Source organism: Shewanella psychrotolerans (assembly GCF_019457595.1).
In the GTDB taxonomy this organism is placed as follows: domain Bacteria; phylum Pseudomonadota; class Gammaproteobacteria; order Enterobacterales; family Shewanellaceae; genus Shewanella; species Shewanella psychrotolerans.
Genome location: NZ_CP080419.1, coordinates 2,263,480 through 2,285,776, shown reverse-complemented (window position 1 = coordinate 2,285,776; position 22,297 = coordinate 2,263,480). Strand labels below are relative to the sequence as shown.

The window sequence follows — 22,297 nt, the reverse complement described above, 5'->3', positions numbered from 1 at the left end:
CGAGTTAATTTTCACTTTCTAAGGAAGATTTTGGTCATGAAATATATTGAGATTGATGAAGAGCTATATCGCCATATCGCAAGCAAAACCGAGCGCATAGGGGAGAGTGCTTCAGAGATCCTACGCCGACTACTCGGATTAGATGTTAAAACGATTCCAGTGAAAACGCCGAAACAGATAAGTGAACCGAGCTTAGAAAATAAGCAGACATCAACGACAACAAGACCTGAAGTCGCAATATCGGTTAATTCAATCGAGACTCTAATAGATAAAGAGTTGCTAGCTCAGCAGAAAGGTGCCGTAGGTCGTTTTCTTTATAGCCTTGAAGCCATCTATAACGCAATGCCACAGCAGTTTGATCAGGTGCTACAGATCCAAGGCAGAGATCGCCTCTACTTTGCAACCTCAAAAGAATCGCTACTCAAAGCCAGTAAATCCGCCAATCCTAAAGAGATCGGTAATAGTGGGTTTTGGGTGACGACCAATAATAACACCGCTAAAAAGCGCACCATATTAACTGAAGTGTTATTGCAATTTGGTGTAAGCGAAGCGCAAATTGAATCGATAATTAGTAATATTTAGCGCTTAGGATGTATTTTGTTTTTTGATCACGCATATTCACGATAGGAGTCAATGGTGGCGATAGATAAACGCGCTGGGCAAGCTGCACAACAAACGGATTTGGTTAATATTCCTAAATTGATGAGCCATTATTATCGGCTCTCACCAGATGTTAGCATTGATGCACAAAAGGTGACTTTTGGCACATCAGGTCATCGTGGTTGCGCATTTAGCAAGAGCTTTAATGAAAAACATATTCTCGCGATTGTACAAGCTGTTGTTGATTATCGGCAGCAGGCTAATATCACTGGGCCGATGATTGTCGGTATCGACACTCATGCACTGTCTCAAGCGGCTTACATAACCGCTCTCGAAGTGCTTAGCGGCAATGCGATACAAGTTTTAGTCGCAAAAGATGATGAGTTTACCCCAACACCAGTGGTATCTCATGCCATTATTCGCGCAAATCGAGATAAACCGGCAGACTTAACTGACGGACTCATCATCACTCCTTCACATAATCCGCCTCAAGATGGCGGCATTAAGTATAACCCGCCCCATGGCGGACCTGCTGAAAGCGACATCACTGCTTGGATTGAATCTCGTGCTAATGATTATTTAGCAAAACAGCTCGAAGGTATTAAAAGGCTCAGCTATTCAATTGCTGTCCACACAGCGCTGATCGTAGAGACCGACTTTATGTCTGCTTATATTGACGCGCTCGATGATGTTATCGATATGCAAGCAATTAGCAAAGCTGGAATAAAGATTGGCGTCGACCCTCTAGGCGGCTCGGGGATCCATTACTGGAGTAAGATCGCCAGTCGCTACGATATCGACATTGAACTGGTTAACGACAAAGTCGACCCCACATTTAGCTTTATGACATTGGATAAGGACGGCAAGATCCGAATGGATTGTTCATCACCTTATGCGATGGCGGGGTTACTCGAACACCAAAACGATTTCGATATTTGTGTGGGTAATGATCCAGATTATGATCGCCACGGCATTGTTTGCCCTGGCACAGGTTTGATGAATCCTAACCATTATTTGGCCGTTGCGATTGAGTATCTATTAATGCATCGCCCCGATTGGTCTGTGGATCTCATTATCGGTAAAACCCTTGTTTCGAGTGCGATGATTGATCGGGTTTGCGCCGAACGAAAACGCACCATGAGTGAAGTCCCTGTTGGATTTAAATGGTTTGTCGACGGCCTCGCGGACGCAAGCTTTGCATTTGGCGGAGAGGAGAGTGCGGGGGCGGCATTTTTACAGCGTGATGGCCGTACCTGGTGTACCGATAAAGATGGCTTTATTTTGGCGTTGTTGGCGGCAGAGATCTTAGCGGTAACCGGGTATACACCAGCGCAGCTATATCAGCAGATGGTAGAGCGTCATGGCGAGAGTTTTTATCAAAGAGTTGATAGTCCAGTAAAACCAAAGCGTAAAGCTAAGTTTAATCAACTGATTAGCGAACGGGTGACTACAACGCAATTAGGCTGTGACCAACTTGCGGGTGACGCGATTACTGATGTGCTTACTCACGCACCCGGTAACAAAGCTGCCATTGGTGGCATAAAAGTAGTGACAAAAAATGCTTGGTTTGCGGCGCGCCCGTCGGGAACTGAAGCACTGTTTAAGCTCTACGGTGAAAGTTTTGTGTCCAGTGACCATCTCGAGCAGGTATTGACCCAAGCACAAGAGATGATTGACACCCTGTTAACATAGTGTCAGCCACAGTGACCGTTATAGTCAAATATTAAAAATGACTTAGTTGCCAGCAATTAGAAACAACGACAAAGACCCCATCTATTTCGATGGGGTCTTTTTATTCGTCACTAAGTTTTATTCAGTGAGGTGGTTTAGTAGGTCAGGTGGCAGGATGGAAGATTATTCTTTTCTAAGTAGTTCTGGTGATACTCTTCAGCTCTGTGGAAGGTGACTGCAGGAACAATTTCGGTCACTATGGGTCTCTGTCCCCACTTTCCACTACGAGCAAGCGCCAGTTTAGCGCTCTCAGCTAGCGCTTTTTGTTGTTTGTCATGGAAGAAGATCGCACTTCGATACTGATGGCCAATGTCACCGCCTTGCATATTGAGCATAGTCGGGTTGTGATTAGACCAAAATACCGCGAGTAGTTGTTCATAATCTACGCGTGTTTCATCATACTCAACTTGGACCACTTCAGCGTGACCGCTATTGCCCGCTTTTACTTGCTCATAAGTGGCTGCGTTGTCGTCACCGCCCATGTAACCAGAGGTTGCTGTTGTTACACCTTCTATTTGCTTGAAGAAGTATTCAACGCCCCAAAAACACCCTGCACCAAATGTCGCTAAAGCCATTACTCGTTACCCCATGATACGTATTCGCTAGAGACCTACTAACCAAATCGTGGCCGATTAAAAGCTGATAAGTGATATAGCTAGCGTTTAACCTTTGTTTAAATGCCACCGTCTAATATTAGCAGTCAAATTTTATGCTTCTATCCGTTTAGATGGCTAGATGTCCTTATTTTGGCACTACTACCAATAGTAATGCAAGAGCATTTTTGCTATTAATATTGGGTTTCTACGTTTGATATTCGTGGATAAATAGCTGTCTTTTCCGTTAAATGATACTATGCCACTCGCTGATTATAATTCTAATAAATCAAAGGACACATCCCTTAAGCGCCTGATCATAAGCGCCTTAAGGAATGATAAATGTAAGGAGTTTTCTTGTGTCACACGCACTGAATTTGTCGAAAGACTTTTTGCAATTCACACTTGCTAACCCTAAATCTATCGATGAGGCACTGTCATTTAGCGTCGACGAACATACCGACGTTGAGGTATGGGATACTGGGGTTATTGTGTTCGAGCCCCGCCTTGAATCTGCAAATACACCTGAAAATCAAGTAAAAAGTATCGTGATCTCTTCTGCAGTACATGGTAATGAAACCGCCCCGATTGAACTCTGTAATAGCCTGATCATGGCGTTGCTGACGGGTCAACTCGTGTGCCGTCATCGAATTTTATTTCTTATTGGCAATCCTCCAGCTATTCTCAATGGCACCCGCTTTGTAGAAGAAAACCTCAATAGACTCTTTAGTGGTGCCCATTCGCAGGGGGAAGGTCTAGTGAACGCTGAGCGGGTGCGGGCTAAAAAACTTGAGCAGTATGTTGGCAAGTTCTTTAATAGTATCAAAGCAACCGGGCCACGTTGTCATTACGATCTGCATACCGCAATACGTGGCTCAAAACATGAGAAGTTTGCCATTTACCCCTACCGTGGTGCGAAGCCTTATAGTCAGGAGCAGTTAATGTTTCTTGCGGCGTGTGGCATCAAAACTGTGCTGTTTCATCATGAGCCAACCACCACCTTTAGCTATTTTTCATGGAATAGCTACCAAGCCGAAGCATTTACTATCGAGCTGGGCAAGGTGATGCCTATGGGTCAAAATGATATGACACGGTATATCGCCTTAAAAGAGATGTTGTGCCGCTTGATCACAGGTCAAGCGCTAGAGTTAGACTCATTTGATGAGAGCAAGCTCAATCTTTATCAAGTCAATCGTTCTATTAATAAGCATTTTGATGACTTTGAATTTACATTTGCGAATAATGTGGAGAACTTCACCACTTTTCCTAAGGGCTATGTATTAGCAAAAGAGGGGGGAAGAGATATTAAAGTTGAGGCCCCAAGTGAAGCCATTGTTTTCCCAAATGCCAACGTGCCAATAGGCCAGCGTACTGTGTTATGTTTAATTCCCGCAAAAGATTACAGCATAGAGTGATACGGGTTAGAACAGAGTGTTGTAAAGCTAGATATACATCCGGTGAGGATGCTAGTTAGTGGCTTTAAACTCGTTAAGCTTGATAGGTAGTTTACGTTAACGTAATTTTAAGGCCGCGTAATTAACAAAGAGAGCGAGTGGTGTCTGCATTCGCAACCAGATAACAAGAAAACTCAGCTGATAAGAGAATAGTATGAGCAACGCAACAAGCACTACAGAAACTGTCCATCGTGTCAGCTTTCTCGATAAGGATTCACTGTCAATTCCGATCTTGAAGATCTTACAAGCCGACGGAACCACCTTTGAAAAGGCGGTTTTGCCTGTTATTGACCAGCCATTAGCCGAAAAAATTTATGATACTTGTGTTTTCACACGAGTACTCGATGAACGCATGTTAGGCGCTCAGCGTCAGGGACGCATCAGTTTTTATATGACTTGTACTGGTGAAGAAGCATCAATCGTTGGCAGTGTGGCTGCCCTCGATAATGAAGATGTGATTTTAGCCCAGTATCGAGAGCATGCAGCGATTCGTTATCGCGGTTTTTCAACTGAACAGTTTATGAATCAGATGTTCAGTAACGAAAAAGATTTAGGTAAAGGGCGGCAGATGCCAATCCACTATGGTAGCCAAGCGTTACATTACCAAACTATTTCTTCGCCACTTGCAACCCAGATCCCTCAGGCAACGGGTGTCGGCTACAGCTTAAAAATGCAAGGCAAACGCAATGTTGCTATTTGCTATTTTGGTGAAGGAGCTGCATCTGAAGGTGATTTCCACGCGGGTTTAAATATGGCCGCAGTCCTGAAATCTCCAACCATTTTCTTCTGTCGTAACAATGGTTACGCCATTTCGACTCCAACTAGCGAGCAGTTTGCCGGTAATGGTATTGCAAGCCGTGGCATAGGCTATGGCATGCATACCATACGTGTCGATGGTAACGATATGTTAGCGGTATTGGCGGCAACTCAGCAGGCCAGAGCTTATGCGCTAGAGCATAATGCGCCAGTCTTGATTGAAGCCATGACCTATCGCTTAGGCGCGCACTCTTCTTCGGATGATCCATCGGGTTACCGCTCGAAAGAAGAAGAAGCCAAATGGCAACAACACGATCCCGTTAAACGATTTAAATTGTGGATGATGAATAAAGGCTGGTTGTCCGAAAGTGACGATCAGGGTTTATATGAGAAATATCGTCAAGAGGTGTTGGCTGCAGTTAAGGTTGCTGAGAAATTACCAGTCACCCACGTCGATGAAATAATCAATGATGTCTACGATACGCCAACCCCACGTTTGAAGCAGCAGCTAGCCACATTGAAACAGCACATTAAAAAGTATCCGGATTCCTATCCACATAGCGCAGGGAGAGTATAAATCGTGGCCAAGATTAATATGTTACAAGCCATCAATGATGCTTTGACGATCGCTATGGAAGCCGATGATAAAACAGTATTATTTGGCGAAGATGTGGGTCATTTTGGCGGCGTATTCCGTGCAACGTCTGGGCTACAAGAAAAGTTTGGCCGTGATCGCTGTTTTAATACGCCGCTGACCGAGCAGGGTATTGCAGGGTTTGCAAATGGTTTAGCCTCAAACGGCATGACTGCGATCGCCGAGATCCAATTTGCTGACTATATTTTTCCCGCCATCGATCAGATAGTCAATGAGTCGGCTAAATTCAGATACCGCAGTGGTAATGAGTTTAACGTCGGTGGGATCATCTACAGAACGCCATACGGCGGTGGTATTGCCGGTGGCCACTATCATTCACAATCACCAGAGGCTTATTTTACGCAAACAGCGGGTTTGAAGGTGGTTGTGCCACGTAATGCGTACCAGGCCAAAGGGCTATTGCTAGCCTCAATCCGTGATAAAAACCCAGTGGTATTTTTTGAACCTAAACGTTTGTACCGTGCCAGCGTCGGTGAAGTGCCTGAAGGGGATTATGAGATTGAGCTAGGGAAAGCTGAGGTGGTTAAAGAGGGTACCGACATTACGTTACTCGCATGGGGCGCCCAGATGGAGATCATCGAAAATGCGGCCCAGATGGCAGCGAAGAAAGGGATCTCATGTGAGATCATTGACTTGCGTACATTAGCGCCATGGGACGTTGATACGGTAGCCACATCAGTCAAGAAGACAGGACGTTTACTTATCAATCATGAAGCACCACTAACAGGCGGATTTGCGGGCGAAATCGCAGCAACGATCCAAGAAGAGTGTTTTCTTTATCTCGAATCGCCGATTAGCCGAGTGTGTGGTCTTGATACGCCTTATCCTTTGGTTCATGAAAAAGAATATATGCCAGATGCGCTCAAAACCTTTGAAGCGATCAAAGCGTCGATGAAATATTAGGAGTATAGGCATGATCAAAGATTTTATTTTGCCGGACATCGGTGAAGGTGTTGTCGAGTGTGAGCTGGTCGAGTGGCTCGTTAGCGAAGGTGATGTGGTTACAGAAGATCAACCCATAGCCGACGTTATGACGGATAAAGCCTTGGTTCAGATCCCTGCACCTCACGCTGGTGTCATCAAAAAACTTCACTATAAAAAAGGCGATATAGCTAAAGTTCACGCCCCTCTCTATTCGGTGGAGTTAGAGGATGCTGCAGGGGGAGCTAGCGAGGAAAAATCGGGTGTGGCTGTGAATGTTGATGAAAACAGTTCACAAGAAAGTGCGGCCGTAACACAGGCTGGCGGCAAGGTGATTGAAGAGTTTTTACTCCCCGATATCGGTGAAGGTATCGTCGAGTGTGAACTCGTGGAATGGTTAATCGAAGAAGGCGATATGGTGGTCGAAGACCAACCGATAGCCGATGTAATGACCGATAAAGCGCTAGTACAAATTCCTGCGATAAAAAACGGTAAGGTGGTAAAACTCCATTATCGTAAAGGACAACTAGCAAAGGTGCATTCGCCTTTGTTTGCCATTGAAGTTGACTCTGATGTTGTGTCATCGGCTGCGCCTGTGGCAGACATTGCCAAAGATGAACAACAAAATGACAGCGTAGAAGCTGTATTACCAACAAATGGTAAGGCATTGGCTAGTCCTGCCGTGAGACGTCTCGCTCGTAGTTATGATATTGACTTAGCCCTTGTTCCTGGCACGGGTAAGCATGGCCGTGTTTATAAAGAGGACGTTGAAAGGTATCGAGGTGGTGAAGCGACAAAGGCGCGTGCAGCTAAAGTGGAAGCCGCTGAGCAAACTCACACTGCAGCTGTGTCGACGCCGATAACAGTTGGCGATCGCGTCGAGCCGATCCGTGGTGTTCGTGCTGTGATGGCTAAGATGATGATGGAGTCAGTATCGACCATTCCTCATTTTACCTACTGCGAAGAGTTAGATTTAACTGAGTTGGTTACCCTGCGAGAGTCGATGAAGCAGCGTTACTCCACTGACGAATTAAAGCTAACGATGATGCCATTTTTTATGAAAGCAATGTCATTAGCATTGACGCAATTCCCAGATATTAATAGCCGTGTAAATGACGACTGCAGTGAACAGACATATTTGGCCTCACACAATATAGGTATGGCAGTCGACTCAAAAGTGGGCTTGTTAGTACCTAACGTTAAAGATGTACAAAATAAGTCTATTCTCGAAGTCGCGGCGGAGATCACGCGTCTGACCAAGGATGCACGTAGTGGCCGAGTTAGCCCACAGGATCTAAAGGGTGGCAGTATCTCTATCTCTAACATTGGTGCGTTAGGGGGCACGGTTGCAACGCCGATCATTAACAAGCCCGAGGTCGCCATCGTTGCCTTAGGTAAACTGCAAACCTTACCAAGGTTTAATGACAAAGGTGAAGTCGAAGCACGCAAGATCATGCAAGTAAGCTGGTCGGGTGACCATCGCGTTATTGATGGTGGAACCATTGCTAAGTTCTGTAACCTGTGGAAGCGTTATTTAGAGCAACCGCAGGAGATGTTGCTGGCGATGCACTAGTATTGTCACCTATAGAAAAAGAGCGCGCTGCGCTCTTTTTTTTTTCTAGAGTTAATCTTTGCAGTCGAATTAAGTATAATGCCCTAATCAGTCGTATCCTATTGGTTTAAGCATGAGTCAATCAGCCCCAAGTATTGAAAACATACAGTATCCATTTCCCGCGAAGCCTATTCCGCTAAATGAAATAGAAAAGCAGGAGTATAAGGCGCGCATTAAGCAGCTATTAAAAGAGAAAGAAGCCGTTTTAGTTGCGCACTACTATACCGATCCAGAAATTCAGGCGTTAGCTGAGGAAACGGGCGGCTGTGTTTCCGATTCACTTGAGATGGCACGATTTGGTCGTGATCATCCGGCAAAAACATTAATCGTGGCTGGGGTTAAGTTTATGGGCGAAACCTCTAAGATTTTGAGCCCAGAAAAAACGGTATTAATGCCAACCCTTGAGGCGACCTGTTCCCTCGATGTAGGGTGTCCAATAGAGACCTTTAGTGCGTTTTGTGACGCTCACCCCGATCATACCGTCGTTGTTTACGCTAATACCTCTGCAGCAGTCAAAGCGCGAGCCGACTGGGTGGTTACCTCCAGTATTGCACTTGAAATTGTTGAACATCTCGATAGCGAAGGTAAAAAAATTATTTGGGGCCCAGACCGTCATCTTGGAAGCTATATTGCTAAGCAAACCGGTGCCGAGATGCTAATGTGGCAAGGTGAGTGTATTGTCCATGACGAGTTTAAGGCTAAAGCCTTACGCGAGCTTAAAGCATTGCATCCAAACGCTGCGGTGTTAGTTCATCCAGAATCACCAGCCAGTGTAGTTGAACTTGCCGATGCGGTGGGTTCGACAAGCCAGCTAATTAAAGCCGCGCAAACTATGGACAACGATACCTTTATTGTTGCGACCGATAAGGGTATTTTCTACAAAATGCAGCAAGCTGCGCCAAATAAAATCTTGATTGAAGCGCCCACTGGCGGAAACGGCGCAACATGCCGAAGTTGTGCGCATTGTCCCTGGATGGCGATGAATGGCTTGAAAGCCATTGAACAGGCATTATTGAATAACAGCGAACAGCCGCATGAGATCTTTGTCGATGAAGCATTGAGACAGCGCGCATTGTTACCTCTTGATAGAATGCTTAATTTTGCCAAGACACTCAATATGCAAGTGAAAGGCAACGCGTAGCCTAAATATATTTCTCTATCTCAATTTGAAAGGCATAAGATTTAGCCGACATCAGATGTAGAAGCGCCTTCTTAGGCGCTTTTTTTGTGGCCGAGATTCATCGACGTCTTAGACTATTTGTGCATTGTAGATGTTAGCGATAGCTAGGTAAAATGGGTTTAAATCAAGCAAGTTGGCTATATTGAGTTAGGTTTTATTAGCCTAATTAAGCGCTTGATTTAGATCTGTGCTAACGTTTATAAGCAAGGCTCCTTTAGTAAGCTTTCAGTGTCCATATATTGGATTATTGATAGGTAATATTAATTTTCTCATCTAACATAGTCGCGTATAGCTATAGCTAAGTGAATGTTAGGGATAACGGATAATGACAATGAAATGGATCAGTAACCTCAGTATAAGAAACAAACTTTTGTTAGTGATCGTTCCACCTATATTAGGGGCGACTTTTTTTGGTCTGTATGTGGTTTACAACCAATACCAATTGCATCATGGTTTGAGTCAAGTTGAAACCCTTACCGAATTGACCCTAGTGAATAGCGATTTGGTACATGAGCTGCAAAAAGAACGGGGGATGAGTGCAGGATTTCTAGGATCGAAAGGCAAAGCCTTTGGTGACAAACTTCCAGCTCAGCGTCAACTAAGTGATCAACAGATAAATCAATTTAAATCTTTCATTGCCGCCCATGATATGCCCAAGGCCTTTATCCCTTATATGGCCAATGCTAACAATTTGTTAGATCAGTTGGGTGATATTCGTCGTCGAGTTGATCAACAAACGATAGCGGTTCCTGAAGAAGTTGCCTACTATAGCAAGCTTAATAGCGCGTTACTCGCGATTGTAGATAGTGCAAGTCAGCAAGGCGATGATAGAGCGATTGCTATTGAATCGGCCAGTTTTGCAGCTTATCTGCAAATGAAAGAGCGAGCCGGAATAGAGCGTGCCGTGTTGAGTTCGACTTTTGGTAATAGCGAATTTAAACCTAATATGTTTCTTAAGTTTGCGACCCTAGTATCAGAACAAAACACCTACGAAGAGCGCTTTAAGGCGTTGGCGAGCGACAAGAGCCGTGCAGCGTATAATCAGTTAACTAGCTCTGCGGTGTTTTCAGATGTCAAGCAACTTCGTGATATTGCATTTAGCCAAAATCCCCAGCAACTAAAAGCCCAAAGTTCCACTGAATGGTTCGCCAAATCAACTGCACGAATTGAATCAATACGAAAATTTGAACAACAGCTTTCTCAAAACTTGCTTGTAGATACACGCTCTGCCTTATCACAGGCAACAAGTTTTATGATTGGTGTGATCATCTTAATGGCGATATCTGGCTCTTTGATTATCATCGTTTCGATTATGATTGGCCGGTATCTGCATCGTTCTCTTCGACTTCTGCACCATAAAGTCACCGAATCTCAAAAGCACTATGATCTTAGCGTTAGAGTCGACTTAGATGGTAAAGATGAAGTCGGTCAGCTCGGCCACGCGTTTAATCATATGATGGAAGACTTTGAAGCCGTCATAGGGACAGTTAGAGCAAATACCAAAGGTTTATTAAGCGCATCTCAAGAGATGGAAGGCTATGCCAAAGCAATGCGAGAAGATGTCGCTTTAGGGCACAGTGAAGTTGATCAAGTCGCGTCGGCGATGACACAAATGAGCGCAACGGTGCAGGAAATAGCGCAAAATGCAGTGCAAGCATCTGAAGCATCGGCCCTGGCAAATAAGGAAGCAAAAGAGGGCAGTGAAGAAGTCGAACGCACTTCTCAATCCATCAATCAGTTGGCGGTTGAAATCGGCGAAGCGGCATTGACCATCAATAATCTCGACCAAGATATTAAGGGCATTGTAGACGTACTTGGTGTGATTAGCGGTATTGCGGAGCAAACGAATCTGTTGGCGTTAAATGCGGCAATTGAAGCGGCAAGGGCCGGAGAGATGGGTCGAGGCTTTGCTGTCGTTGCAGATGAAGTTCGAAGTCTAGCGCAGCGAGCGCAGACTTCCACCGAAGATATTCGTAGCATGACCGAACGTCTAGAGCGCGGAGCGCAGTTAGCGGTTAAGGCAATGGAAAAGGGCAAAGCGAGGGCGGAAAGCAGTGTCAGTGAATCAACTAAGGCGGGTCAGGAGTTAGTACGCATTGTTAAAGAAGTGAGCGTTATCGATAGCATGAATGAGCAAATTGCTGCAGCGACTCATGAGCAGTCAGCGGTATCGGAAGAGGTAAATCAAAATGCGATGAAGATCAGCGACATTTACCGCCGAACACATGATGTATCTGATAAGTTGAGTGAGTTAAATGATGTTTTACTAAACGATGTCAGCGCAATGTCTGAGTTAGTCAGTAAGTTTAAATAGGCAGCATTTTAGGCGTTTACAGTATTTGTTGGCGATCAATTATGCAAACGTTTGAGTCTATTGTTTTTTAACTTGACCCAGTTTAGTGATTTGCGTAAAGTAGCGCCCCGTTGGCAGCGTTAATATCGACTATGATATCTCGCATTCAATGATACGGTGAGATGTCCGAGTGGCCGAAGGAGCACGCCTGGAAAGTGTGTATACGGTAACGTATCGAGGGTTCGACTCCCTCTCTCACCGCCAAATTAAAAGAACGGGAATCAGTAACTTACTGGTTCCCGTTCTTGCTTTGGGGCATTTTTGGGGCAAATTCGATGCTTCCGTCTGTTTTTTCATATCACAATTTCACACTTCAAAACTAGACAGGGCATAGACTCCTAATTGCTTGCTCTGCAATCTAAACCATTTAGACGTAGAGTCACGGTACCACCACAGACCCGCTATCAAAAAATGGCATTTGACAGTACAAGAAGAGCTTTAAAATGGTTAGCAGCTACTGTTTTGTTGGGAAACATGCATAGGCAAAATGAATATGTACCATTCCGTGCTGGTAACTAGGAAGCAATTCTTCTCAGTTGCCTAAATCACCTTTGCCCCAAAGTATGTAGGCCTTGGAATGAAGGTTTAGCTTTTTTGGCTTAGTAGCGTTTGGCTGTATTTTCATTTACTGAGAGTGTTTGAAGCTCGAACCTTCATGGCTGCTTATCACCTGCGGTGAGCGAATGTGCGAACACTTCTGCGACACGCCACGAGCACAATCCCTGTGGGCTCTACGCCAGCATCCATGCTGGCAAAGGCCGCAGCCGCGTTCACACTTGGTATCTAACTTTCTCCGATTTGGCTGCATTTGGTGTGCGTTGCTAGTTCAAAAGCTAACTTGGTTTTGCCCCAAAGTTTAGTGGCCTTAGAATGAAGGTTTAGCATTTTTTGGATTAGCCTTAGTTGCGTTTGGTTGCATCTTATTTGTTAAGTGTGTTTGAAGGTCACACCTTCACTGTTACTAATCGCCTGTCCGGCGGGTGCTGTACACGGAAGTACCAATGTCGTGATCACATGGATGTGAAGGAACTACGTATGTGCAAGCACTCTTTTGGCTCGCCACGAGCACATCCATGTGGGCTCTGTGAAATCATCCATGATTTCGAAGGCCAAAACCGAGCTTACACTAGGTGATTTTATCTCTTTGATTTGACAGTGTTTGGTGTGACTTGAGAATTAAAAGCTAAGAAGCTTTTGCCCCAAAGTGTGTAGGTCTTGGAATGAAAAACGATGACATTTTGATTTTTAGGGACTGCTTTAGTGGGTATTAGTTCAGAGAGTTTGAAGGTCGAACCTTCTGGCAACCTATCACCTGCGGTGAGCGAATGTGCAAACACTTCTGCGACACGCCACGAGCACAATCCCTGTGGGCTCTACGCCAGCATCCATGCTGGCAAAGGCCGCAGCCGCGTTCACACTTGGTATCTAACTTTCTCCGATTTGGCTGCATTTGGTGTGCGTTGCTAGTTCAAAAGCTAACTTAATTATGCTCAAAAACGCTTAGAGCAAAAACTAAACATATACTGTTAACACTCACTTAACTTACAAAAAGTAATCTGAAAAGGTGAGTAGTGAAAATTACGCAATGTTTAGCAATCTAATCTAATCTAATCTAATACCCCTCACACCAACTAGCTGCCAAACATTACCCTATTTCTCACCCACCCAAAACAATCATTGATAACAACCTAAAACTCTTAATTGTTTATCTTACACTTTTCGCAACTGTGGTATCATGCAATCGTATTGGTATATCAGTAAGTATCTGGCATATATGAAAATAATAATTATTAGTGATTTGCATGTTGGTGATGCGGCTGTTTCAAACGAGTTTGCAGTAGGAAGCTCTACCAACGCCGTAAAAAATCGGTTTCTAGATGAATTAAGGCAGCTTGCTAAACACGAGAAAATACAAGCCGACTATATTGTCGTCGCTGGTGATATCACCAATAGAGCAACTAAAGAAGAGTTTGAACTTGCATCTACTAGATTGAAAGAAATCGCAACAATTGTGGGTGTAGAACAATCAAAAGTCTTTTTCGTTCCAGGAAATCACGACGGTAACTGGACTGAAGAAGAGATCTCAATGACCGCACTAGAAAACATCAACATAACAATTGAGCGCAAATATAACAACTTGCGTTGTAATGATTTTTTTAAACAATGTTTAGATCGAGCTCATTCCGGCTGCTATTACAACGAGCCATATTTTGCGATTTGGAGTGATGAGAACCTAAATGTCATTGGTGTGAACAGTTCGGTTTTTGACCATTATGACAAAAAACCTCATCACGGTGTTATTCGCCAACAGGACTTAGAAGCACTGAATACAAAACTCCAAGAACTACAGATTGCAAATAGCGATAAGATTAATCTGCTAGTCGTTCATCACCATCCAATCCAGCAGCCTGATTTACCTTTTGACAGAGCTGATCATAGCATCTTACAAAACGCAGCTATTTTGATGGAGATTGCTTCTAAGCATAACGTTAACTTTATCGTGCACGGACATAAACATATACCTAGGCTTGCCCAATACTCCGATGACTATCTGCATCCTATAAATATACTTTGTGCTGGCAGTTTCTCAGCGCGTTTGGATGATAGGTGGTTCCAAGGTGTACCAAACACAATTCATCAAATTGAAATCGATAAAGTTTGTGATGTAAACAAAACACCTTTAGGAAGAGTAATGAGTTGGTCACACAATACCGGACATGGATGGACAAAAGATGAGTCCATTAATGGCATACCTCACAAAGAGTTTTTTGGTAATCGCATGTCACCTGTAGAGCTAAGAAAGCAGCTAAAAGAATCTATTGAGCGTTTTTTTGAGATTCAAACACATGTAAAGTGGAGTGAACTATCCAACCATAGTGCTGACATTATATATACTTCAAGAAAACTACTTGAAAAGACCATTGTAGATTTATCGAGTGAAATAGGGTTTACAATATTTAGAACTCCAGGACAAGATGAGCTGTTCATTTTGCTGAAGGGAAACTAATATGCATAATTTATTTGGATTTAATAATATATTCGAACATTCTAATGCTAGATACTTCACTTCTGACCAACTAGCTGAAGAATTTGTTTGGACTCCTGCATTTGAATCTTTAATATCCAACAAGAACCATATAATATTGGGTTCTAGAGGCTCGGGTAAGACAGCTCTGATTAAGATGCTTTCTCATGAATGTCTTACTAAGTTGAACGATGATAAAGCAAAACAAATCATAAATGAACGCTCATTTATTGCGACTTATATCCCCTTAAAAGTTGAGTGGGTAAACTCAATTGGTGATATTGACGACAATAATCAACTTTTCAAGTGGAGTTTGAACTTATCTTCATGCGCAAGATTTCTAGATACAATAAGAAGTTGTCTGTACTCATATGTTGAAGATGAAGTAAATAGAATTATAACAGAAAAAGCTATTTGCAATAAGATTTCAGAACTATGGTTATCAAAAAAATTAAATACGATTATCGATATCTATGACGAACTAGAGATTGTTGAATATAAAAAGAACATTGTTTTCAATAAAATAAAATTAGATCTAGAATTAAGTGGTGAAGATCTGATGGTCGGAATTAACTTTAATACTGATTTGTTTAAGCCTCTAATAATGGCACTTTCGACGGTAAAAAAAGAAATCGGACTTTCTGATGCTTCCACATTCTGTGTTTGTATTGATGAAGCTGAATTCTTAACAAAAGATCATCATAGAATATTGAACACACATATGAGATCATATAATGAAATAGTGTTCAAAATAACAACCATGCCATATCGACACTACACTCTGGAAACCGATACGGGTACGCCATTAAATATGGGACACGACTTTGATTATTTAAATATTGATAAGCAAGGTCTTCATGGTAGCTCAAAGAATAACTCTCAGAGTTTCTTTGAAAGCTTCGCAGAGAAACTGTTTAGAAAAAGAATAGAAAGTTCATCTATTATAAACAAAGACATATCACTAAACTCTCTTTTAGGGAATTCAATTTTAATTGACTCTCCTAAAGATGCCCTCCCTGATGAAAAATTGATGGATAAAGTTAGAGAGTATTGCGATTCTAATACGATAAAAAGAGCGGAGAGGTTAATTGAAAAAGACTACTCTCTCTTTGAAAGCTCAGTATCAAGAAAACTGAGAGGGACTCTGATATTAAAGGACTCCTTTCAGCGCTATAAAGGTAATGCTTCACCATTTATATTTTCTGGATATTCATTGGTAGTAAGATGTACTGACGGAAACCCACGTCGACTATTAAGGCTATTCAATTATCTTTTTTCAAAAAACATTGAATCTTGCACTGAGCTTAAGCCTCTATCAGACAAAGAACAAGGGGCTAGACTAAAAGAGTTTTCTTACTCAGAACTCGATGCTCTAAACTTAGAGGTGGATGGTAAGAAAGCTTTCGATTTGTTTACAACAATTGGTAGATTCTTAAAGGATAAACTACATACTGATAAGATAAATACTGATACCTACAGCTCATTTTCATTCAACGTTGAAGATGATGAAATATGGAATTATATAGAAAAAGCTGTCGATCTAGGCTTAATTTACCCTGACTTTAGGGGGTTAGATAATGATAATAAAATGCCTAACAGAAAAGGCAGATTCGCCTTGGCTTTTTGTTTGTCACCTCATTTTTACTTAATGCCAAGAAAAGGAAACTCCATCAAATTATCTGTGATAATGAACAATTATTCATATAGCCGATTTAAAGCCTTAAATAAGAAGAATGATGATGGACAATATAGTTTAGACTTGGAGGGGGATGATGAATAAGTTACATGTAGACGACTTGTCAATTGGTGAGTTAAGTCAATCAAAATATGATATTGCACTGTTTTCCTGTGGATACGAAGAGCGCTGTATTGATGTAGCCACACGATTACATAAAGATAATGTCGAAAATGTGATTGTTTTAGCGTTTGACCAACACAAAGAAGACTCTGTTCGAGTAGATAGCTTGAATTATTTTGCTGAAAACTGGAGTGATTTCCAATTACTAGAGGTTTCACAAAGAGAGATATCTAAAATACAAAAAAAACTAAGTGAGACAATTAATAAAGTAAAGCGTGCTGAAATAAAAATATTAATTGACTATACTTCGATGTCTCGAGCTTGGTATGCAGCAATCTTGAACTACTTAGTAAATTTCAGTGAAGTAAGAGTAACGGTTGATTTAACATATGCAACAGCAGTATACAAAAATTTAGACCTCAATGTAGAACTAGGTGAGCTACGCATAATTCCTGGTTGTGAAGGAATTTCATTAACAAAAAGACATAATGCAGCAATATTTATGTTAGGTTTCGATAGATATGGCCCACAACGATTATATAACCTATTAAACCCAAATAAATGCTTTGGTATTATGGCTTCGCCAGCTGCAAGCTATGATTATGAAAATACTTGTTTAGAAAAAAACAAAGACTTTATTTCACACTATCTTGGAGGTGAAGACAAACTTATAAAGCTTCCTATAAATAGTATTGCTACGTGTTATGATAATATGTCACAAATGCTCTCACCTCTTCGGTCTGAGTATAACGTGTCAATCATTCCATTTGGGCCAAAACCACACATTTTGACTGCGATATTATGTAGTTTTAATTACCCTAACGTTACCTGTCTTTACTCTGAATATATTCGAAAGGAAACTACGAAAGTTCAATCCTCTGGTGATTTTGTAATATCTCGCTTGTATATCCAAAGATCTGAATAATTAATTGAAGGGAGTATAATTTTCGAGGGTTCAATTATGATGTAAGGCGCACTATATCTAGAAAGCCTGACACTGATTAGCCGTCAGAGTCAGTATTATAGATGCATTTCCTTCGTACAAGTCTATATTCTTATAGGGGCAATACCTCTAGTTATCACTTGTTAATCGTTTGTAACCTAAACGATTAACCTTTAAGGCTTCAAGATACTTTTTCTAATCTGGTGTTAAGGGTTTAGTGCAATCCTCCTAAATTGTCCCTATCCAAAACGATTTAACTTTTGATTGCCCGAGTGATACCCGTAAGGCTAAATCGAAGAGATAAAATGACCCAGTGTAGATGCGGCTGCGGACGTTGATGGCAGGGATGCCATCGTCGAGCCTCCACGGATGGATTCACGGCGTGGAGCAGAAGTATCTGCACATTCCTCGCCGGACAGGCGATTAGTTAGTGAAGATACAAATTTCAAAGACACTCTGCCAACACTAACACAGCCAAATGTTAAACCACAAAAATACCAACACCTTCATTCGAAGGTCAGCTTATTTTTGTCCAGAAATGAGTTAACTTGTGATTGCCCAAGTGGTACCAGTAAGCTCAAATCGAAGAGACAGAAAACTCGGAGTAGGTGCGGCTGTGACCTTCCGTGACATGGATGTCACGGCAGAGCCTACAGGGAACGTACTTGCGGCGTGTCACAGAAGTACCTGCACGAATAGGTCGCTCTCTCACATCCTGTGATCACGACATTTGCGCATCCATGCGCTTCACCTGCTGCAAGCAATTCAAAACCATGAAGGTCAGCGCTGCCATCTGCGAAGTAAAAATCAATTTTGTATTCGCAGCAATGGTGCCCATTGAGCAGGAATGGATCCCTTTTAGGGAATGCTAAGTTTAAATTGTGTTTTGGGCTATTAGCGCATTGGATAGCTAAGCGTTTAGCAAGGGAATAATTTGGCGAATGTATAGGCAAGCTAGTTGGGATTTATTATAATCAAATGATAATAGTTTCAATCTAGGTTTGATGATGGAAAATAAAACAGCCAGGTTTACAGTGCTGATGGACCCAAGTAAAAAGCAAGCATTTGAGCAACTCTGTGCTTCGCAAGATCTTACGCCATCACAGGTGGTGCGTCAGTTGATCAGGGGATATCTTGAGCAACATGGTGTTGGATATGGGCAAGAACAACCCACTCATAATCCTAAGGTCAAAAGCTAATTTCGTTTTTAGCCATTGATTGATAAATGTTGGCTAGCTGAAACATGATAATTTTATTATAATGCAATTATCATTTGAGACCAGCGTTTAGCTATATACCTAGATATCTTGTCTATAAGTATTTTTCGGCTAGTCAGTTTTGGTTGTTATATTTTGTAAATTAAAGAGAATTTGTGATGAGTGATACAATCCCACCATGTCCAAAGTGTGAGTCTCCGTATGCGTATTCAGACGGCACTTTATTGATTTGTCCTGAATGTGGTAACGAGTGGAACCCAAACGAAGAGATCGTTGATCCTGATGCGATCATCTTGAAAGATGCCGTCGGCAATTTATTGGCTGAAGGCGATAAAGTTACCTTGATTAAAGATCTTAAAGTGAAAGGTTCATCACTGGTCCTTAAAGTGGGTACTAAAGCTGTTATCAATCGTTTTGTCGATGGCGATCACGACATTGACTGTAAAGTTGACGGTAATGGTCAAATGATGTTGAAGTCTCAGTTTGTGAAAAAGCAAAACTAATTATTGCTTTGCGCATCAAAAAATACCTGCCAAGTGCAGGTATTTTTTTGTTTACGATTTGTGTGTTTTGGCAACTCATTCAAGACGAATGGGTGATGGAATGCTTGTTCCCTTGTGAGACGATTCAACTTAGCAGTAGGAAGCGTCTGACAGGCAAGTTTTAGGATGTGTTAACGAATTTGCCCCAAGAAGACGTATGCGCTTCGTCTCATTAGCGCTAACCTTTAGTATTAAATCGTCGCTGAGCGATCACATCTTTACACTAACGAGTATTACCTATTGGGTTATAACAATGGACTGAAAAGATAGAAACAATGTTCTATAAACCTTTTATATAAAGGTCGTCTTTGCCATCGTTTAAGCTCCAGTTGCTCAGCATCATCGATGTAACCCTGTTGAACGTGCGCTAAGTTTCTGGAGAATGTCAGATCGTCGACCGCAAGGGTTAATTCGAAGTTGAGCCATAGGCTTCTCATATCTAAATTGACCGTCCCGATAAGACAATGTTCATCGTCAATGACGACAGATTTAGTGTGCAGTAATCCGCCATTGAATCGATGAATTTTCACCCGAGCTTTAAGCAGTTCGCCAAAGAAAGAACGACTGGCCCACTTCACCATGGTGGAGTCATTTTTTCTTGGTATGATTAGATTGACGTCTACACCTCTTAATGCCGCGGTAGTTAGGGCATCAATTAAATTTTCACTTGGTACAAAATAGGGCGTAGTGATGACAATTTTACGTTTGGCTTCATAGAGACTTTGTAGTAATACTTTGTGGATCACCTCTTGTGGCATGCCTGGGCCCGATGGAATCACTTGAACTAAGGATGTGGGAATTAGCGATGAAATTTGTGTTTCAGGTGGTAAAGGTAACTGGCGCTGATGGGTTTCGACTTCCCAATCCCAAGCGTGTATTGTGTTTATGATGGGAACAACTGGCCCAGTAATTCGAACCATGACATCAATCCACTGTCCTACACCTTCGTCCTGTTTAAAGCATGTGGGATCAACGAGATTCATTGAACCTGTATAACCTATCTTATTGTCGATAACCACCATTTTGCGATGCAGGCGTAGATCTAAACGGCGAAACAGCATTCGTAACGGACTGACGATAAGCGCGGCAACAACCTCAATGCCAGATTGTCGCATTTTCTTTGGCCAAGTTGACTTAAAAAACTGACGACTGCCCGCAGCATCCAGCAGTACCTTGATCTTGACGCCTCGCTTGGCGGCGGTGATTAATGCTATTGCGATCTCATCAGCGAGTCCACCGGGGTACCAAATGTAGAACTCCATGTTAATTGAGTGTTCGGCAGCTTCAATATCCTTAGCGATTGAGGATAATATCTGTTGTGGGGTGTGTTGAAGGTCTAAGTGGTTGCCACTTAGCGATGGAATAGTAAGCTGACTATCGCAAAGCTGGCTAATAGAGACCGCGTAATGACTTTGGCTTTCTGGGCGGTGCTCTGGATGCCTATAGAGTTTAGCAAACCAATCACCATAGGGCTTAAACATCGATTTGGAACGGGTTGCTCTGCTACTACCGATATGCAGTTCGCCAAAAAGAAAGTAGGCAAAGATGCCAACGAAAGGGAGAAAATAGATCACCAAAAGCCAAGAAAAAGAAACGCCAATCGTACGACGCTTTATGACGATTCTAACAGCGACAGCGGCTAAAACGAGCCAATATGCGACGATACCCGCCAGGGTAAGTATTTGGGATATGTTTTCCATTGATGATTAAAGTTCCTTTATCGTCATCTTACTGCTTGTTATGCTGATTGTACTGATATAAAAACTAAAAGCGTACTTATTCACATGTTGAACTTAGGTTTAATATGAAAGGATACCTCTTGCAAACAAATAAAATAAAACTTGGCGTAACTATATCGTTAATTTTGCTAATCGCACTATATTTAGTTGGCACGGCAATTTTCAACGGTGAACCAGAGGTGATGATGAGTGAAGTCGAGCCGATGTTTATTTCACAGTGTGTGTCACAATCAAACCAAACACCATTAGATAGAAATGGTGAGCTCGCCGTTAGCGTGTGGAATATCTATAAACAACAAAAACCACAATGGAAAGCACAACTGCAAGAGTTAACCGATCATAGTGACTTGGTTTTGCTGCAAGAGGCACGACTAAATAATGGCTTTTCAACATATTTGGCACAAAGTCAGCGCCATGTGGTGATGGCTAAGGGGTTTAGGCTTTTTAATATTCCTATGGGAGTGATGAATATCTCTACAGAGCAGGTAGGTCATGCCTGTGCTTATCAAACCATAGAACCTTGGATTCGTTTTGCTAAATCAACATTAATTACCTCTTATCCATTATCGACAGGCCAGCAGCTGTTAGTGATTAATCTGCATGGGCTTAATTTCGATTGGAAATTAGATCGATTTCACGCCCAATGGCAACGGGTTTTGCAGAAGGTTGCAATACATCAAGGGCCTGTCATCGTCGGTGGTGATTTTAATACTTGGCGTGATGGTCGGGTTAAACTCGTAAGAGAGCTGACTGAGCGGTTAAAACTAAAAGAGGTTAAATACCATGTTGATCATCGCCATCGAATATTCGGTTTACCGCTAGATCATCTCTATTACAAGGGCCTTATTCTAATTGATGCCCGTTCTACTCAAACTAATGCGTCAGATCACAATCCCATTTGGGCCAAGTTTATGGTTGAGTCAGTGCTCATTTAGTATCGCTAAACTGGCAGGTCTGGGCATGTCGGTAAAAGGTATCTAGGAATTTAGGGGAGTGGTGTAGAACGGATTTCCCAAAATAGACGCCAAGATCATATTGCATATCGTCACGTATTTGAAACTCAGTCAGTGAGTTTTTGCTTGGCGGCGTAGCTTCTTCAATAAGTAAGCTGTTTTCCATGATTGCATCGATTCGTTTGTTTGATAGCAGTTTGATTAAAGATGCTATCGATGGAAATT

At 42.3% G+C, this 22,297-nt stretch carries 18 protein-coding genes and 1 tRNA gene; 16 read left to right on the top strand and 3 right to left on the bottom strand.

Going from position 1 to position 22,297, the window contains the following annotated elements:
- Positions 1–36 precede the first annotated feature (36 nt).
- Together seqA and pgm are read left to right on the top strand one after the other, a co-directional pair.
- Entirely contained in the window at positions 37–582 is a 546-nt protein-coding gene (gene seqA / locus K0I62_RS10095) for a replication initiation negative regulator SeqA (protein WP_220068041.1), read from the top strand.
- A 54-nt stretch (positions 583–636) separates the two neighbouring features.
- Positions 637–2,292 carry a phosphoglucomutase (alpha-D-glucose-1,6-bisphosphate-dependent) gene (gene pgm, locus K0I62_RS10090; RefSeq protein ID WP_220071340.1) on the top strand — a complete coding sequence of 552 codons (1,656 nt, stop codon included), beginning with the start codon at positions 637–639 and terminating at the stop codon, positions 2,290–2,292.
- Positions 2,293–2,426: 134 nt separating this feature from the next.
- Here pgm and msrA read toward each other — a convergent pair whose 3' ends face one another.
- Positions 2,427–2,906: a peptide-methionine (S)-S-oxide reductase MsrA gene (msrA, locus tag K0I62_RS10085; protein ID WP_220068040.1), complete on the bottom strand. Its 480-nt coding sequence runs from the start codon at positions 2,904–2,906 to the stop codon at positions 2,427–2,429.
- Between the two features lie 377 nt (positions 2,907–3,283).
- Here msrA and astE point away from each other — a divergent pair, with 377 nt between their 5' ends.
- From astE to K0I62_RS10020, 13 genes are all read left to right on the top strand, one after another.
- Positions 3,284–4,339 carry a succinylglutamate desuccinylase gene (astE, locus tag K0I62_RS10080; RefSeq protein ID WP_220068039.1) on the top strand — a complete coding sequence of 352 codons (1,056 nt, stop codon included), beginning with the start codon at positions 3,284–3,286 and terminating at the stop codon, positions 4,337–4,339.
- Between the two features lie 193 nt (positions 4,340–4,532).
- On the top strand, positions 4,533–5,711 hold the full coding sequence (locus K0I62_RS10075; RefSeq protein ID WP_220068038.1) for a thiamine pyrophosphate-dependent dehydrogenase E1 component subunit alpha: 1,179 nt from the start codon (positions 4,533–4,535) through the stop codon (positions 5,709–5,711).
- Positions 5,712–5,714: 3 nt separating this feature from the next.
- On the top strand, positions 5,715–6,692 hold the full coding sequence (locus K0I62_RS10070) for an alpha-ketoacid dehydrogenase subunit beta (RefSeq protein ID WP_220068037.1): 978 nt from the start codon (positions 5,715–5,717) through the stop codon (positions 6,690–6,692).
- Between the two features lie 10 nt (positions 6,693–6,702).
- Positions 6,703–8,283: a dihydrolipoyllysine-residue acetyltransferase gene (locus K0I62_RS10065; RefSeq protein ID WP_220068036.1), complete on the top strand. Its 1,581-nt coding sequence runs from the start codon at positions 6,703–6,705 to the stop codon at positions 8,281–8,283.
- A 112-nt stretch (positions 8,284–8,395) separates the two neighbouring features.
- On the top strand, positions 8,396–9,463 hold the full coding sequence (nadA, locus tag K0I62_RS10060) for a quinolinate synthase NadA (RefSeq protein ID WP_220068035.1): 1,068 nt from the start codon (positions 8,396–8,398) through the stop codon (positions 9,461–9,463).
- A 364-nt stretch (positions 9,464–9,827) separates the two neighbouring features.
- A complete protein-coding gene (locus K0I62_RS10055) occupies positions 9,828–11,816 on the top strand; it encodes a methyl-accepting chemotaxis protein (protein WP_220068034.1) in 1,989 nt (662 codons plus the stop codon).
- A gap of 155 nt (positions 11,817–11,971) precedes the next feature.
- Positions 11,972–12,059 (top strand) — tRNA-Ser (locus K0I62_RS10050).
- 1,056 nt (positions 12,060–13,115) lie between these two features.
- Complete coding sequence (locus K0I62_RS10045; protein ID WP_220068033.1) at positions 13,116–13,322, top strand: hypothetical protein; 207 nt, start codon at positions 13,116–13,118, stop codon at positions 13,320–13,322.
- A gap of 307 nt (positions 13,323–13,629) precedes the next feature.
- The gene (locus tag K0I62_RS10040) at positions 13,630–14,862 is read left to right on the top strand and encodes a metallophosphoesterase family protein (RefSeq protein WP_220068032.1); all 1,233 of its coding nucleotides are present in this window, start codon (positions 13,630–13,632) and stop codon (positions 14,860–14,862) included.
- Between the two features lies 1 nt (position 14,863).
- Complete coding sequence (locus K0I62_RS10035) at positions 14,864–16,660, top strand: ORC-CDC6 family AAA ATPase (protein WP_220068031.1); 1,797 nt, start codon at positions 14,864–14,866, stop codon at positions 16,658–16,660.
- On the top strand, positions 16,650–17,603 hold the full coding sequence (locus K0I62_RS10030; RefSeq protein WP_220068030.1) for a hypothetical protein: 954 nt from the start codon (positions 16,650–16,652) through the stop codon (positions 17,601–17,603). Before K0I62_RS10035 ends, K0I62_RS10030 begins: the two co-directional genes overlap by 11 nt.
- A 1,025-nt stretch (positions 17,604–18,628) precedes the next feature.
- A complete protein-coding gene (locus tag K0I62_RS10025; protein ID WP_220068029.1) occupies positions 18,629–18,820 on the top strand; it encodes a ribbon-helix-helix domain-containing protein in 192 nt (63 codons plus the stop codon).
- Between the two features lie 176 nt (positions 18,821–18,996).
- Positions 18,997–19,341 carry a zinc ribbon domain-containing protein YjdM gene (locus K0I62_RS10020; protein WP_220068028.1) on the top strand — a complete coding sequence of 115 codons (345 nt, stop codon included), beginning with the start codon at positions 18,997–18,999 and terminating at the stop codon, positions 19,339–19,341.
- Positions 19,342–19,625: 284 nt separating this feature from the next.
- On the opposite strand, the gene cls is transcribed toward K0I62_RS10020, so the two are convergent.
- Entirely contained in the window at positions 19,626–21,080 is a 1,455-nt protein-coding gene (cls, locus tag K0I62_RS10015; protein WP_220068027.1) for a cardiolipin synthase, read from the bottom strand.
- A 119-nt stretch (positions 21,081–21,199) separates the two neighbouring features.
- Here cls and K0I62_RS10010 point away from each other — a divergent pair, with 119 nt between their 5' ends.
- Positions 21,200–22,054: an endonuclease/exonuclease/phosphatase family protein gene (locus K0I62_RS10010; RefSeq protein ID WP_220068026.1), complete on the top strand. Its 855-nt coding sequence runs from the start codon at positions 21,200–21,202 to the stop codon at positions 22,052–22,054.
- Here the strand turns inward: K0I62_RS10010 and K0I62_RS10005 are convergent.
- Positions 22,047–22,238, bottom strand: coding sequence for a hypothetical protein (locus K0I62_RS10005; RefSeq protein WP_220068025.1), 192 nt, complete (start codon positions 22,236–22,238; stop codon positions 22,047–22,049). The genes K0I62_RS10010 and K0I62_RS10005 overlap by 8 nt on opposite strands.
- Positions 22,239–22,297 lie beyond the last annotated feature (59 nt).